Origin of the sequence: Microcystis sp. M113S1 (genome assembly GCF_020246945.1) — a bacterium.
GTDB lineage: Bacteria > Cyanobacteriota > Cyanobacteriia > Cyanobacteriales > Microcystaceae > Microcystis.
This window is the reverse complement of sequence record NZ_JADBSA010000235.1, coordinates 1-15,460: the sequence shown is the minus strand read 5'-3', so window position 1 is coordinate 15,460 and position 15,460 is coordinate 1. Positions and strand designations below refer to the sequence as shown.

Annotated in this window: 11 protein-coding genes; 1 reads left to right on the top strand and 10 read right to left on the bottom strand. The window is 43.1% G+C overall.

The window, feature by feature from the left end; all coding sequences use genetic code 11:
* Positions 1-140: 140 nt before the first annotated feature.
* From IM319_RS11785 to IM319_RS11745, 9 genes are all read right to left on the bottom strand, one after another.
* Positions 141-2,765, bottom strand: a complete 2,625-nt coding sequence (locus IM319_RS11785; protein ID WP_286825567.1) for a DNA polymerase III subunit alpha — start codon at positions 2,763-2,765, stop codon at positions 141-143.
* Positions 2,766-2,849: 84 nt separating this feature from the next.
* A complete protein-coding gene (locus IM319_RS11780) occupies positions 2,850-3,680 on the bottom strand; it encodes an amino acid ABC transporter substrate-binding protein (RefSeq protein ID WP_286825566.1) in 831 nt (276 codons plus the stop codon).
* A gap of 79 nt (positions 3,681-3,759) precedes the next feature.
* Entirely contained in the window at positions 3,760-5,280 is a 1,521-nt protein-coding gene (gene kaiC / locus IM319_RS11775; protein ID WP_002797104.1) for a circadian clock protein KaiC, read from the bottom strand.
* Between the two features lie 554 nt (positions 5,281-5,834).
* A complete protein-coding gene (locus IM319_RS11770) occupies positions 5,835-6,761 on the bottom strand; it encodes a branched-chain amino acid transaminase (RefSeq protein WP_287735727.1) in 927 nt (308 codons plus the stop codon).
* Positions 6,762-6,784: 23 nt separating this feature from the next.
* Complete coding sequence (locus IM319_RS11765; protein WP_287735726.1) at positions 6,785-8,545, bottom strand: M61 family metallopeptidase; 1,761 nt, start codon at positions 8,543-8,545, stop codon at positions 6,785-6,787.
* Positions 8,546-8,690: 145 nt separating this feature from the next.
* Complete coding sequence (locus IM319_RS11760; protein ID WP_287735725.1) at positions 8,691-11,141, bottom strand: transglycosylase domain-containing protein; 2,451 nt, start codon at positions 11,139-11,141, stop codon at positions 8,691-8,693.
* A gap of 130 nt (positions 11,142-11,271) precedes the next feature.
* Complete coding sequence (gene mreD, locus IM319_RS11755) at positions 11,272-11,853, bottom strand: rod shape-determining protein MreD (RefSeq protein ID WP_287735724.1); 582 nt, start codon at positions 11,851-11,853, stop codon at positions 11,272-11,274.
* Complete coding sequence (gene mreC, locus IM319_RS11750; RefSeq protein ID WP_286825561.1) at positions 11,820-12,569, bottom strand: rod shape-determining protein MreC; 750 nt, start codon at positions 12,567-12,569, stop codon at positions 11,820-11,822. Before mreC ends, mreD begins: the two co-directional genes overlap by 34 nt.
* A gap of 90 nt (positions 12,570-12,659) precedes the next feature.
* The gene (locus IM319_RS11745) at positions 12,660-13,697 is read right to left on the bottom strand and encodes a rod shape-determining protein (RefSeq protein ID WP_287735723.1); all 1,038 of its coding nucleotides are present in this window, start codon (positions 13,695-13,697) and stop codon (positions 12,660-12,662) included.
* Between the two features lie 227 nt (positions 13,698-13,924).
* On the opposite strand from IM319_RS11745, the gene IM319_RS11740 reads away from it, so the two are divergent.
* Complete coding sequence (locus tag IM319_RS11740; RefSeq protein ID WP_002797092.1) at positions 13,925-14,275, top strand: single-stranded DNA-binding protein; 351 nt, start codon at positions 13,925-13,927, stop codon at positions 14,273-14,275.
* Between the two features lie 56 nt (positions 14,276-14,331).
* Here the strand turns inward: IM319_RS11740 and IM319_RS11735 are convergent, their stop codons facing one another.
* Positions 14,332-15,141, bottom strand: coding sequence for an aminotransferase class IV (locus tag IM319_RS11735; protein WP_287735728.1), 810 nt, complete (start codon positions 15,139-15,141; stop codon positions 14,332-14,334).
* Between the last annotated feature and the right edge of the window lie 319 nt (positions 15,142-15,460).

Genomic DNA, 15,460 nt, shown 5'->3' with positions numbered 1-15,460 from the left:
CACTCCGATTCCATCCCGAACTCGGTTGTGAAACTTCACCGTGGCCAAGATACTTGTCGGGTTGCCGACCGGGACAATAGCTCGATGCCAGGATTATTCTTTCTAACCCCTCAATCACACAAGATTGGGGGGTTTGGTTTTTAGGAAAAATCAGAGGATTTTAAATCTAAACCTCGCTCAAATATTGTATCTATGGCTAACATTTCTCCGTCGCTAGTCATAAATTTATGATCTTTGGTTGCTTGGATAGTTTGCCCATTTTCTAGGGTGTATTCAAAGACTTCTTGTAAACCTCGCTCGTGCCATTGAGAGATTGGTTGACTATAAACAAAACCATTTTGGTCAACAGTATAAACAGTGCAGTTAATTTCTTCGCTCACAATTTTAGCAATTGGTAATAATCCGTATTCCTCAGTTAAAATTAACGTCTCACCTCCTAGACAATATTCGGCAAAATTTACCATCTGTTCAAAGAGATTTTCAGCGATTCTTTTTTCCACACCATTTTTAGCAGCACCATCGATAAACATCTCCCTTTGTTTCTGCATTTCGGAGGCTTTTTTCTTACCCATTGCCCGACGCAATAGATCCGCTTCTCCTAGGGAATAACCGGCTAAATCCTGCGCCATTTTCATAATCTGTTCTTGATAGACTAAAACTGCGTAGGTTTCCTTAAGAATTGGTTCCAATAAAGGATGATCATAACGAATGGGTTCTCTACCGTGTTTTCTGCCAATAAAGAGAGGAATTAATCCCGCATCTAAAGGACCAGGGCGATAGAGTGCTAAGATTGAAGATATGTCCTCAATACCCGATGGTTTTAACTCTTTAACGATCTGTTTCATCCCCGATGATTCTAACTGGAAAATCCCTTCTAAATCTCCTTCTTCTAGTAATCCGTGGGTTTTGAGAATATCGGGAGGTAGTTTTTTATGTTCCCCTTTAGCCCGAATTTGCAGGGCTTTTCTTTCATCTAAAGGCAATTGTTCGAGATCGATATCTATACCCTGATTTTGTTTAATTAAATCGGCGGTTTTTTTCAAAGTGGTTAAATTTCTTAACCCTAAAAAGTCCATTTTTAACAATCCCAATGATTCTAAATCCTCCATAAAATATTGCGTAATTACCGCCCCATCATTATTTTTCTGGAGGGGAACCACTTCATCTAAAGGTTGGGAAGAAATGACGACTCCCGCAGCATGAACTCCGAAGGTTTTGTTAGTACCTTCGATACGAATTGCCATATCTAACCAATGACGCACATGGGGTTCCGTATCGTATCTTTCTTTAAATGCTGGTTCGGGAGTTTCATCGGAAATCATCACTTTTAAAGGTGTGGGTTTACCGCGAGAAACGGGAATCATTTTCGCCATTTTATCCGATTCGGCGTAGGGAATATCTAACACCCGCGCCACATCTTTTAAGACAGCTTTTGATGTCATGCGGTTAAAAGTAATGATTTGGGCAACATTAGCCTCCCCGTATTTTTCCGTGACGTATTGGATCATTTCATCCCGTCTCTCGATACAGAAATCCGTATCAATATCAGGCATAGATTTCCGTTCAGGATTGAGAAACCGCTCAAATAATAAACCGTGATGAACGGGATCAATATTGGTTATTTTTAAAGAATATGCCACCAAAGAACCCGCCGCAGAACCGCGTCCTGGACCGACGGGAATATCATGATCTCTAGCATATTTTATATAGTCCCAAACGACGAGAAAATAGGTAGAAAATCCCATTTTCTGTAACATTTTTAATTCGTATTCAAGCCTTTCTTTGTAAACAGGCTCAATCTCGTGACGAGAAGGACATTTTAATCTTTCTAGTAATCCTAACCAAGCAATTTCTTCTACATAACTATCGGCAGTATGTCCCGCAGGAACAGGATAATTAGGGAGTCTCGGTTCATTAAATATGTTATAAGGTTCGACTTTTTCTGCTACTTCTAAGGTGTTATTAATCGCTTCTTCAATCACATCTTCGGGCAGATGATCACGGAAAAGTAACCGCATTTCATCAGCAGATTTTAAGTATTCTGTGCCGCTATAACGGAGGCGTTTGTCTTCAGTAATTAACTTGCTAGTTTGAATACAAAGCAAGGCATCGTGGGCCTCTACATCGTAACAGGAAATAAAGTGAGAATCGTTAGTAGCAACTACTTTAATTCCTAATTCTTTAGCAATTTTGACTATTTCTACATTAACAATCCGATCTTCTTTAGAACCATGGTCTTGAATTTCTAAGTAAAAATCATCACCAAAAAGTTTTTTATACCATTTAGCAGTTTCCTTAGCCAGTTTTCTATTATTAGCTAAAATCGCTTGGGGAATCTCTCCACCCAAGCAAGCACTGGTAACTATCAATCCTTCGTGGTATTGTTGGAGTAACTCTTTATTGATACAAGGACGAGCAAAAATGCCTTTACCTTGAATACCTTTCAGATTAGAAATAGTAGTTAATTTAACCAGATTTTTATAGCCTTGGGTATTTTTGGCTAAAACAACTTGATGATATTTTCGGTGGCGAAGATTGACTTCAATATCGCCATTGACTACATACATTTCGTTGCCAATAATTGGTTTTATTCCCTTATTACGGCAGGTTTTAATTAATTCGATCGCACCATACATGACTCCATGATCGGTTAAAGCGATCGCTGGTTGTCCTAATTCGATCGCTCGATCAATTAGTGCCGGTAATTGGGAAGCACCGTCAAGTAAGCTATAATCACTGTGAATATGTAAACCGACAAAAGACATAGTTTTTCAGGAAAAAGTGACAAGGAAAAGGCAAAAAAAACAAGAATTTACTGACTTTTAATTTTCAGCAATCACAGTCTATTTTTAGGGTTGATTGAGAATCCTATAGGGGAAAGAACTTTCCTCTAAATTAAACCATTGTTCTCGCAGTTTCTGGTTATCATTGCTGCCGACGACAGTATCAACAAATTTTTTCCATTCGGGATCGTTTTTGGGTAAAATACAGCCATAAAGTTCGGTGGTAATCGGTTGACGGGGTAGTAGCACAAATTGTCGCGGATCCTGTCCTTGTTTAATGATTTCCCCCAGTAGAAGAATTCCATCACTAACCACTGCTTTTACTTCTCCCCTTTGTAATTTTGCCACTGCTTCACTTCGATCGCTGACAGCTTGCCAATTAGCCAGAGGATAGATATAACGAATAATACTATCGGTGGTGGTGTGGGGAATATAGGCGATCGCAACTGCCGCTAAAGTGTTATTAATATCTATTTTATCAACATTTTCCCTTTTAGTTAAAAATTGCGCTCCTGTCATAAAATAAGGAATAGAAAAATTAACCTTTTCTAGTCTTTCTTCCGTAATTGTTGCCGCATTACAGGATAAATCTACTTGTCCCTGTTCCACTTGCTGAAAACGATTATTAGTCGTCGCTTCTGTAAAGGTTATTGTAATCGGTTTACCTAATTGTTGTTCTAATCGACGTTGGACTAAGCGCATTAATTCCACTCCGTAACCTGTCCATTGTCCCGTTTTCTCATCGATATAACTAAAGGGAGTAGCGTCTTTTCTGGCTGCCGCTTTTAATTCTCCCGTGCGAGCAATTCTTTGTAAAACTGTTTCTGCCAAGGCTGATAAATGTAGGTTATTTATCAGTAAAAGACCTAGAAAAATAAAGCAAAAGTTTTTAGACATATACATATCAAGAAAGCAAGAAGGAGATAGGGAGAAAAAAGCTAACGGCCGATGTGCGATTAGCAAATGCTGCTGTATTTTAACTACGATCCTCGAATAATCCACTCAAACGTTCTACTTCTGTTTGTGCTGTGTACATAGGAGTTCCAGCCAGAATTCCGGTAACATTACGGAAAGGTTGACCGATGTGCATACCTTGATGATCGATCGAAAACTCACGAATATCCTTATCGTGCATAGAACCGCGCATTTTTAAAACAGTGATACCGCGGCGCATTTCTCCATACATTTCCACATAACGCAGCAGAATAATTGAATCAGTAATTGTAGAAATATGCGCTTCTGTGATCGAGGAACCTCCTAATAAAGTGGGAGTGGTGGAAGTAAATAATCCTCCCACCTCTTTTTGCTTAATAAAAGAAGTCAAACCGATAATAAATTCCCGAAATCCTTTCAGATTAGAAACCCTTTCTAAAGCAGATAAACTATCTACTGCCACTCGATTCGGTTGAAACTCCTCGATAATTTCCTTCATCATAATTAGATGATTTTCCAAACCCGTAGTTTCGGGATAACGGCAGACTACCTTTAATTTACCTTCCTTTTCCATGCGGTCATAATCCACACCCCAACCGGTAGCATTTCTAAATAACTGTTCGCGACTTTCCTCGAAGGCAAAAATTAAACATCTTTCCCCATTGGTTACTCCCCCGGCCATAAATTCTGTCACCATGAGGGTTTTTCCTGTTCCCGTGGCTCCCGAAACCAAAATAACCGAATCGCGGAAGAAACCACCACCACACATTCTATCGAGTTCCAGGCTGCCAGAAGTAATACGAATATTAGAGGATTTTTGTTCTAATTCAATAGCTGATAAAGGAATAATCACGGCCCCTTTGTTGGGAATAATTGTAAAAGGAAATTCTCCTTTTTGGTGATCGGTTCCCCGATATTTTAAAATTTCGATCGTCCTTCTTCTTTTCTCATCGGTTAAAACGTTGCGTAAAATCACCACATTATCGGCCACAAACTCCTCCACCCCATAACGACTGATTTCGCCGTATTCTTGGGTTCTTTCTGCGGTCATAATCGCTGTTACTTCCAATTCTCGCAAAGCGGTTGCCAGACGAAAAAGATCACTTCTCACTTGAGCGCTATCACTTAAATGGCTAAAAATTGCGCCTAAAGAATCCATAGACACCCGTTTGGCTTTATTTTTGCGAATAGCAAACTCAATGCGAGCGATTAATGCGCCTAGGTCGTATTCTCCTGTCACCATCGGCTTTTCTTCCGGTTGGGGGGAAGCATCGACAAAGGCCCACTGACGATTCTCCTCCCACTGCCGGATATTCCAACCAAAACCACCCATATTTTTTCTGAGTGCTTGTGGTGGCTCCTCGAAGGTGACAAAAACGCCATTTTCTCCATTTTTGATGCCTTCTGCGAGAAATTGACAGGCAAAGACGGTTTTAGCACTTCCTGCCGTCCCCGCTATCAAAGTTGCTCTTCCTTTCGGCAATCCCCCTTCCGAAAGAAAATCAAAGCCGGGGATTCCTGTTTCTAACTTCTCAATCAACTCTAGGGGATTATTTTGCGTCATTTAAGTTCTCTATGAAAACGAGCTAATGTTTATTGTACCTATTTCAGTGACCAGTGATACCGGAAATTCATCCCTAGTTTGAGAGTTTGAGCATTTGTAATAAAATTTCCAAGACATCGTTTAAATGCAGGACAGCTTAACCCAAGCATAAAGAGATTGGTTATATTCAAGGGAAACTATATAAGTAGGTAAATCTTGGCCACAATTAACCAAAATACCAATAAACTAATAGTTAGAATCAAAGTAAGTTTTGTCTTTAGTGGATTAATACTATCCTTGACAACTTTGATAGAGTTTAAGGTATAATCATAGTTATTTGCTCTACTATTGAACATACAACCGATAATAGTCAAAATCAGCAATAAACCTGCAATCAAAAAGAAAAAATAGCAAGAGATAATAAACCCATCCTGAAGATTGATCCTAACAAAACTATACTCTACATACAGGAAGGAGCCAAACCTAAAAATAGATAAATTCCGTTTATTTCAGGGTTCCTTGAGATGCGTAAAATGATGGCGCATCTCAAGGAAAAATTAAGTTAATTTCTCTAACTATAAAGGAACTTTAGTAATCCAATCTTGATACTTTGGTTCCTGATTGAGAACGATAGAACTTAACTTTTCTTTTAACTGATAAGTAATCGGTTTAGCCGCGGGTAAAGAAAAAGTTTCAATCCTTTTAATCGGAGTAATTTTCGCCGCAGTGCCACTTAAAAACACCTCATCAGCGATAAATAATTCCGTCTTATCTATCGGTCTTTCAATAACCGGAATACCCAAATCCCGCGCGATAGTTAAAACACTATCTCTAGTAATACCCTCTAGAATATCTTGGTCAAAACTAGGAGTAATTAGCTGACCATTTCTGATAATAAAAATATTCATTCCCGTCGCTTCACAGACTTTACCCTGAGAATTCATCAAAATTGCCTCATCAAACCCCGATTCTACCGCTTCTGTTTTTGCTAAAGCAGAAGTGATATAAGCGGCGCTAATTTTACCTCGCAACGGGAAACTTCTATCCTCCTGACGATACCAAGAACTAATCCGACAGTTAACCCCATCGGCTGCTAAATAATCATCCATTTCTAGACCATAGACGAGAAAATCCTTCTCGATACCATGCAATCGCGGAGCAATTCCCAACCCCGAACTATAGACAAGGGGACGAATATAAAAAGGTCGATGACACTGATTCTTTTTCACAAAATCGATAATTATTTGATAGATTTTATCGGCAGGAATCTCGTAATTAAGAAACTTAGCACTTTGACTTAAACGCTGAGAATGACGGTCTAATCTAAATAATAATATCTGTCCGGGATTGCTAGGGTCGGGAGTACCTCGTAAACCCCCAAAAGCGGCAGTTCCGTAGTGTAGTGCGTGGGTAGCAATGGATAATTTTGCCTCACTGAAAGGGATAAATTTATTCTCAAAATAGGCGAGAGGAAGGAAAGTAATTTCGGCGGTAATAGACATTTTTTTGTTGATTTAACCAAGAACTAAACGGGATTTACCCATGCGGAAAAATTTTGTTTCTGGCTATTAGAAGGATTTTCTACCCTGATAATTTCATAGCGAATCGTCTGCGGGGTGGCCAGTGGAACAGCAAGGGTTCGCAATTCATCGAGATGAAAGACTGTTATCTGAATAATATCACCTGCGCGGTAGTCTTTTAATCTTTCGTTTAACTGTTCCGCCGTCACCCGCAATCCATCGATGGCTAATAACTCATCATCAGCATTAATTCCCGCTTTTTGACAAGGAGAACCCATCTCGACAAATTTAATCATTTCTTTACCCGCTTCACTCTGTACCCGCATTCCCAGATGAGGTATCGTCTCCCCATTGCCAACACCCCGCAGATAGAGTCCAAAAGGTTCAAGATATTCATTAAAGGGTAATTCTTCTAAACCGTCGATATAACGGCGGTAGAAGTCGCTTAAATCAATTCCTGCGGCAGATTCGAGAATTGCTTGCAATTCCCCATCGGTATAACCAATCTCCTCTTTACCGAAATGTTGCCACATCGAGCGTAAAACATCATCGAGGCAACGACGGTTATCGGTGTGGGTGCGAATTAGTAAATCGAGAAGCAGCGACAATAATTCCCCCTTGAGATAGTAGGAAATTTGACTATTATCGCTATTGCTATCCCGTCGGTAGAGTTTTATCCAGGCATCGAAACTAGATTCGCCTAGCGGTTGGACAAGACGACCGGGTATATTGAGATAACGGGTGATTTCCTTGCTTAAAAGCTCTAAAAAAGTCTTACTATCGTATATTCCTGCCCGTAGAGGGATTATCATATCGTAATAACTGGTGGTTCCTTCGGCAAACCAGAGGGAAGAAGTATAATTCTCTGCGTCATAATCGAAGCTTTCTAAAGCTTTTGGGCGAATACGCTTGATATTCCAGAGATGAAAGAACTCATGGGCGACTAATTGCAGAAAACGATTATATTTATCCTTATCTCGTAATCCCAAACGCGCATAGTTAAGGGTACAGGAATTTTTATGTTCTAGTCCCCCGTAACCAGCCGCCGAAAGATGTAGCAAAAAGAGATAATTATCATAAGGGAGTCCACCGAACATAGCCGACTCGGTTTGAATAATTTTAGTGGTATCGGCGATAATTTGACTAGGATTGGCGTTTCCCCGTCCCCAGATAGCTAATTGATGGGGTTTTCCCTCGACGACAAAATCGTATAACTGATGAATACCCACCTCCACAGGACTGTCCACCAGGGTATCAAAATCGGGAACGTGAAAAGTGTTTTTCTGTCCGGATAAAGATTTTAAGGTAGTGGTAACGCGCCAATCGCCATGGGGGGGGATAATTGTCAGGGTGAGGGGATGTTTTTGATAATCGGGGATATAGAAAAATAAAGCGGCCCCGTTGAAGTAACCGTGAGTATCATCGAGATGGTTGGTTCTGACGGTTAAATCGTGGGCAAAAACGCGATATTTGACCGTTATTTCTGAACTATTACCGGTGTCAATCTGCCAGTGATTTTTAGCAACTTTGCGACTGTTGAGGTTAACAGCTTGAAAATCTTGGACTAAACGGGAGTATTCCCGCACTAGATAGGAACCGGGAGTCCAAACCGGCATTTTTAGGTTTAAAATCGGAGCTTGCCAACCAGTAATCTGTAGAGTAACTTCAAAGAGGTGTGAAGTCGGTTCCGGCATAGCCACTTGATAGCTGAGACTTAAACGGGTTGAGGAGACGGTAGTGGGGGAAATAAGACTGGTCATCGGCATTAAACAGGCTTTTTAGTTATTATAGCGGCAAGCTTTCGGCCAATTTACCCAGTTTCGCCGCCAAAAATCCGATTTTTTTCCAAGATTTTACCGAGCAGTTTTGGAACTGTAACCCCCGCAGGATTTGCGGGGTTTTTTTGCCGATTCAGCGTCTTTCTGCTGGGGGTGCAGGAGGAGTCACATCGGGGGGAGGAGTTACCTGTAGGGGAACCGAACGAGTTTCGGGAGCTGCCACAGTGACGGGAACGGTAATCGGTTCGGCTGCCGGGGGGGCCGTATTTTCAGGACGAGGAGCAGCGGCGCTGGTAGGAGCGACGGTAGTACGCCGACGACTAGAACGGCGTTGGCTGGGTTCGCTAGTATGAGAACGAACGATAGTTTGCTCGTGACTTACCCGAACCCGTCGCCGTCTGCGGATGGGTCCTTCGGTGGGGGAACCCTCATCGCTGCTGGCTAAACGATTGTTAGTAGTTTGGGTAAAGTAGGTACGTCGGGGTTTAATTGGTTCCGCTTTTACTGTCACTGGACGTTTGCCTAAATTCGGTTCTGGGAAACCTTGATAGGGAATATCCTTAATTGCTTCTAACATAAATTGTCGCCACATCCAAGCGGACATGGTACTGGCTCCATTGGTGGGTTTATTATTGTCATTACCGAGCCAAATTCCCGTGACTAATTGGGGAATATAACCGACGAACCAAAGGTCGCGAGCCTTGTCAGAAGTGCCGGTTTTTCCTGCCACCGGACGACCAATTTGTGCGGGGGTTCCCGTTCCCGAATTAACCACATCCTGCAGCATCCAAGTCATCGTCGCCGCCGTGTTTTGATTGAGAGCAGTTTTCGGTTTAAAATTGGCTTGATAAATTACTTTACCATGGCGATCGAGTACCTGATTAATACCGTAAACTGGTTGATGCACACCATTATTAGCAAAGGTTCCGTAGGCGCTAGTCAATTCTAAAAGATTGACTTCCGAAGCACCCAAAGCCAAAGAATAAGTGGGTAAAAGTTTCGACTGGATACCCAGATCTTGAGCTAATTTAATCACCGGATTCCAACCCACAGCCACTAACACCTGAACTGCCACCACATTCAGGGAAGAAGTCAAAGCATCGCGCATGGACACCTCGCGGCCGCTATACTTATCGCCGTAGTTTTCTGGTTTATAACCATCCACCACATACTGTGCATCTTTATAATTAGAATAGGGGGATTTCCCCGCCGCAATCGCCGCCGCATAGACAAAAGGCTTAAAAGTAGATCCTGGCTGACGTTTTGCCTGTGTCACCCGATTGAATTGATTCTTATCGTAGTCAATTCCCCCGACCATGGCCTTAATTTGCCCATTTTTGGGGTCAATTGCCACTAAAGCCGCCTGTTGGAAGTTCTGCCACTTGCCATAACGAGAAACCGCTCTTTCTACCACTTCCTCCCCTTCGCTTTGCCAACGAGGATTAAGGGTAGTTTTTACCACCAATCCCCCCGCTTCTAGGGTTTTAGCGGGAACCAGTTGCGGCAGTTCTTTTTCCACATAATCGGTAAAATAGGCCGCTTGCCGTTGCAGACGTTTTAGGGGACTGGTTTTAATGCCTAGGGGAGATGCGATCGCCAGTTCTGCTTGAGCGTTAGTAATAAATCCCACCTCGGCCATAGTTTTTAGGACGATATTACGCCGTTCTAGGGCAGATTTAGGGTTTTCGAGGGGAGAATAGAGACTAGGAGCGGGAACAATCCCTGCAAGGGTGGCAGCTTCGGCTAGAGTTAATTTATCGACGGGTTTACTGAAATATAACCAAGCGGCATCGGCAAGACCGTAGGCCCCGGAACCGAGATAAACTAGGTGAAAATAACGCTCTAAAATCTGGTCTTTTGTATATTTATCTTCTATTTTCTGAGCGATACGCATTTCCCGTAATTTGCGATCAAAGCTCTTTTCTTGGGATAAAAAGACAATCCGAGCCAATTGCTGGGTGATGGTGCTGCCTCCTTCCACCACTCCCCCGGCTCTCAGGTTAGAAAAGAGAGCGCGAGCAATACCCTGGCCATCAACTCCCCCGTGTTCGCGAAACCGGCGGTCTTCACTAGCGATAAAGGCCTCCTGTACCAGTTGGGGAACTTGGGCAATTTTCACGGTTTCGTAAGTGCTAGGGCCATTTTGCTTGAGGATTTCCCCATTAGCGGCTTGAATGGTTAGGGTGCCGGGACGAGCATAGGTTTGTATATCGGCGATATTTTGCGGTAGAGAGGTTTCAAGGCGATAAATGCCCCAACCTACCCCTAAAATGCCCCCAGTTACGCCTAATCCCAATCCCAAGTACAACCCAAAGCGGGGATGTTGTCGCCATTGCGGTAAGGGGGAATTGTCGATCAGGGTAGTAAATTTGTTTTTTAAGGGTTTTAACGTCTCTAGAGCCTTGCTACTGGTTCGGGAGACTAAATTAACCTTTTTTTCTTCGGAAGCGGCTTCTACTGGCTTTTCCCCCGCAACTGGCGCAGATTCGGAGTCGATAGGATTGACTTTAGGGGGTTGCTCGGAATTCTCTAATTTATTAGCAAGATTATGAAAAAATTGACTAAGTTTTTGTTTGTATTTCATGTTAGTTGAGCGGGTGAGGGTGAGGGTGTTGGGGGTTGGGTGTTGGGTGTTGGGGGATAGGGTGTTGGGGTTTTAGGGTTTTACCCCCATTTCCCCATCTCCCCATCCCCTAACCCCTATCCCCTATCCCCTAAAGATCGCTAAATTGTCGCCACCATTGCTGGAGGGGATAATAGACGAGGGGAGTCCAGAGACTACTAAGCAGAGCAGAAGTGAGGCCAAGGCGTTGATAATCGAGCCAAAGATCAGCGAGATTTTTGCCTCCTTGTAGATAGTATTGAAAAGCGATCGCACCATCGGCGATTAAAGTCATAACAAAGACAATTAAGACCACGGCGATCAATTCTTCTTTAACATAACGTTGTCGGTGTAAACGGGAAGTGAGGAAGCCGATGAGACCAAAAACCATGATATGGGAAGGATAATTAGAGGTAAGACTATCTTGAATAGTGCCGAGCGCTAATCCGGCCACCACACTATCGAGACAAGAGCGATTGAGACTCCAACTAACCAACCAAATCAGTAACCAATTGGGAGCGATGCCTAAAATCTCCATACCGGGCAGCCGCATTAAGGAAAGAAAGGTACAGAGAAGCAGTGAAGCGACAGTGACTAAAATATTCAGTATAAAACGAGAACGGGCTGATAAACGGCTTAATTTCAGCATAATTCCCCCTCTCACTGCTGGGGTTGCGGGTGAACGAAGACCCATTCGAGATTGTCCACGGTGGCGGTAAATTCAATTTTGGCGGTGGGGGCGGGATTTTCCTGTAAATTAAGGGAAATTATGCGACCGATGGGCAAACCTGGCGAAAAAAGACTACTAAAAGCCGAAGTTGTCACCACATCTCCCGGTTTCACATCGGGAGCTTTTTCAAAAAAGCGCAGGGTGGCGACTTGGGAATCCTGACCTTGAATTAAACCCATGGCCCGACTACGATTCACCGTTGCTCCGATGCGACTTTGGGAATTACTGACCAATAAAACTTTGCTGGTGTGGGGAGTAACTTCCGTAATCCGTCCCACTAAACCGCCAATTCCCGTCACCGAAGCACCCACTTCCACACCATCGGTGCTACCCCGACCGATAATTACCTGTTGCCACCAATCATCAGCGCTGCGGCCAATAATTGGGGCAGAAATCAGGGGTTTTTTCTGGGTTTGATAATAACCAAGCTGTTTTTTTAATTGTTGATTTTGATATTCGACTTCACTTAAACGATTTTGTAATTCTCGCACCCGTTGATCGGCCAGAAGTTGCTCTTGCAGATTAGTTTCCTCTCCCTGAAAAGGGCGGGTTAATAAACCATACAATTCTAAAATCGCCCCACTTTGATAGGTACGAATGTACCAAGCCACCCCCAAAGCGGCAGCGAGCAGAAAAAGTCGCCATCCCTGCTGTGTCCATTTTCGTCGTGCTGAATACATGAGCGATTTTAAACCTCTTGGCTGTGTAGAGTGAGAATCCGTGTATTTTTCCGCTGCTGATAGCTAACGGCTAACCGATCCTAGTGACCTTTAGACATTGCGAGTTGTTTCATTAACGATCCGCTCAAAGAGTTTCTGATTTTTTAACACTTCTCCCGTGCCTTTGACAACACAGCGCAGGGGATCTTCAGCGATATGGGTAACGATACCGGTTTCGTGACTGACTAGGCGATCGAGTCCCCGTAATAAAGCACCCCCTCCCGCTAACATGATGCCGCGATCGATAATATCGGCCGCTAATTCGGGGGGAGTTTTTTCTAGGGTACGTTTGATCGCATCAACGATCACGGAAAGTGGCTCATCCATACTTTCCCGCACTTCTTCCGCTTTTATCGTCACGGTGCGGGGTAAACCGGACATGAGATGCAATCCCCGCACTTCCAGAGGAGGAAATTCATCTCCGGGGGAGGGATAAGCTGAACCAAGGCGAATTTTAATATCTTCGGCCGTGCGTTCCCCGATAATTAGGTTATGGACTTTTTTCAGATAAGCGATAATTGCTTCCGTGAGTTCATCCCCAGCGACGCGCACCGATTCGCTGATCACCGTCCCATTAAGACTGAGAATCGCCACTTCCGTCGTGCCACCACCGATATCGATGATCATATTTCCCGTCGCTTCCGAGACGGGTAAACCGGCACCCAAGGCCGCAGCAACCGGTTCATCAATTAACCCCACTTCTCGCGAGCCGGCATTTTTGGCCGCATCCACCACCGCACGTCTTTCTACTCCGGTAATCCCACTGGGAACACCGATTACCATGCGGGGATTGCCAATCGTGCCATCGAGCGCTCGTTTGATGAATTCCGCTAACATGATCTCGCAACTGTAAAAATCGGCGATTACCCCATCGCGCAGGGGTCGCAGAGCGGTGACATGGCCCGGAGTCCGACCGAGCATTTTTTTGGCCTCCTCCCCGACAGCGATCGGGTTACGATCTTGATCGATCGCCACTACCGATGGTTCCTCTAAAACGATGCCTTTCCCTGATACATAAACGAGGGTGTTTGCTGTCCCCAAGTCTATACCTATGTCCCTTGATAAGGCTAGACCTCTAAAAAAACCCACTTGTTTTCACTCCTGTTCTGATAACAACGTTGCTTGCTATAGCTAGATTTTCGATCGAATCGACTTGGATTTTATTACGTTTTGTTTCTCAAGTCTAGTTAATTATCGCTTCTTTCTCTCCAGATTTACGCAAGTCTTCGGCCTAATTTTCTGGCTGCCCACCGGTCAAAGTCAGGGTTTCGGGCTAAAATAAACATACTATTGTACTAAATTGAGGATTTAAGACCATGAGTTTAAATCTGGTTCATTTGGTGGGACGAGCGGGGAGAGACCCGGAAACCAAGTATTTCGAGTCGGGTAAGGTTTTATGTACTTTCACTTTAGCGGTTAATCGTCGCTCTAAAAATAGCGATCAGCCGGATTGGTTCGATCTGGAAATTTGGGGCAAAACGGCGGAGGTGGCCGCTAATTATGTGAAAAAAGGCGGTTTAATCGGGATTAAAGGTTCTTTAAAAATGGATACCTGGAATGATAAAAACACGGGATTAGCTCGTTCTAAACCGGTGATTCTCGTCGATCAACTAGATTTACTCGGTTCTAAACGCGATAGTGAGGCTAATTCCGAGCGAGAATTTTAAAGCTTGAGCGGTATTATTTCCAGATTTTAGGTGTGTTAGCCTCTAGTAACACACCTTTATTTATTCTCTAATTGACTGGAAAAATATTGCTGTAAATCCGGTAAAACTTGCCGATAAATAGCTGTATTTATCTCTAGATCACAGCCAAGAATAGAATTAAAAGGGATAATTTCCACCAGAGAATTACTATAAGCAATTCCTTGTAAAGTCCTGACAAATTCAGGAGTCCAGAGATTTTCTTGCAGGGAAATATTTTGTTTTTTTAACCAGCCGATCAAAGCCGAGCGCCCGATCCCGGGTAAAATATCAGCAGTAAGCAGGGGACTGTACCAGCAATTATCTTTCCATCCCCATAAATTGCCCGTGCTAGTTTCTAACCAATTCCCGACTCGATCAACTAATATCGCCTCTTTTGCTCCTTTTTTTTGAGCAGTTTGTGACGCTAACCAAGGGGTTAAATAATTACCAGTTTTATGTTCTCCTAAAACCCGTTGCCAAGCGGGATTATCTATTACCCACCCAATAATTCCCCGCTCTTGTCTAAGGGTTAAATCTTCGGGTAAAAATCTGCCTTTAATCCACTCCCTACCATCGGGAAAAATTGTAATTCTCAGGACAGGATACAATAGGGATAATTTTTCGGCTCCTTGGCGAATTCGCTGCCAATCGGGAGCGGGCCAGTGGAAAACTTGTAAACTAGAGTGCAAACGTTCGAGATGCTCTTGCCAATGGGTTAGAGGATGATCTAAGCTTTGTTGATAGATACGCAGGGTAGTAAATATCGTGGCTCCATAAAGCAACCCCACGTCATCAATACCCAGACTTATTCGCTCATCCTCGATTAATTCGCCATTATACCAATACATCATCAGTTATCAGTTATCAGTTATCAGTTATCAGTTATCAGTTATCGGTTATCAGTTATCAGTTATCAGATTTGAGTTTTAAGGGTCTTCTAGAGTAGTTATGATATTTTAGCAGAAAATAATCAAAGCTTTTTGCTTGGTTGGATTCTAGGCTATTTAAGGGATTAGGCTCATTGAAACGGCTCTTCGGTTTGTGTTATGCAATGGACGGGGGTTATAAGGGATGTAACCCTTATATAGAAAGGCATTTAGCGATTTTTGTCAATTGTTTTTGATCTAGAGCGAACTAATCAATTAAATCTCTTGCCAGATAAGGATT

What these genes read in the sequence shown, in the direction of transcription:
- IM319_RS11785 (WP_286825567.1), bottom strand. Translation starts at nt 2,765, where the DNA reads ATGTCTTTTGTCGGTTTACATATTCACAGTGATTATAGCTTACTTGAC.
- IM319_RS11780 (WP_286825566.1), bottom strand. Translation starts at nt 3,680, where the DNA reads ATGTCTAAAAACTTTTGCTTTATTTTTCTAGGTCTTTTACTGATAAAT.
- kaiC (WP_002797104.1), bottom strand. Translation starts at nt 5,280, where the DNA reads ATGACGCAAAATAATCCCCTAGAGTTGATTGAGAAGTTAGAAACAGGA.
- IM319_RS11770 (WP_287735727.1), bottom strand. Translation starts at nt 6,761, where the DNA reads ATGTCTATTACCGCCGAAATTACTTTCCTTCCTCTCGCCTATTTTGAG.
- IM319_RS11765 (WP_287735726.1), bottom strand. Translation starts at nt 8,545, where the DNA reads ATGCCGATGACCAGTCTTATTTCCCCCACTACCGTCTCCTCAACCCGT.
- IM319_RS11760 (WP_287735725.1), bottom strand. Translation starts at nt 11,141, where the DNA reads ATGAAATACAAACAAAAACTTAGTCAATTTTTTCATAATCTTGCTAAT.
- mreD (WP_287735724.1), bottom strand. Translation starts at nt 11,853, where the DNA reads ATGGGTCTTCGTTCACCCGCAACCCCAGCAGTGAGAGGGGGAATTATG.
- mreC (WP_286825561.1), bottom strand. Translation starts at nt 12,569, where the DNA reads ATGTATTCAGCACGACGAAAATGGACACAGCAGGGATGGCGACTTTTT.
- IM319_RS11740 (WP_002797092.1), top strand. Translation starts at nt 13,925, where the DNA reads ATGAGTTTAAATCTGGTTCATTTGGTGGGACGAGCGGGGAGAGACCCG.
- IM319_RS11735 (WP_287735728.1), bottom strand. Translation starts at nt 15,141, where the DNA reads ATGTATTGGTATAATGGCGAATTAATCGAGGATGAGCGAATAAGTCTG.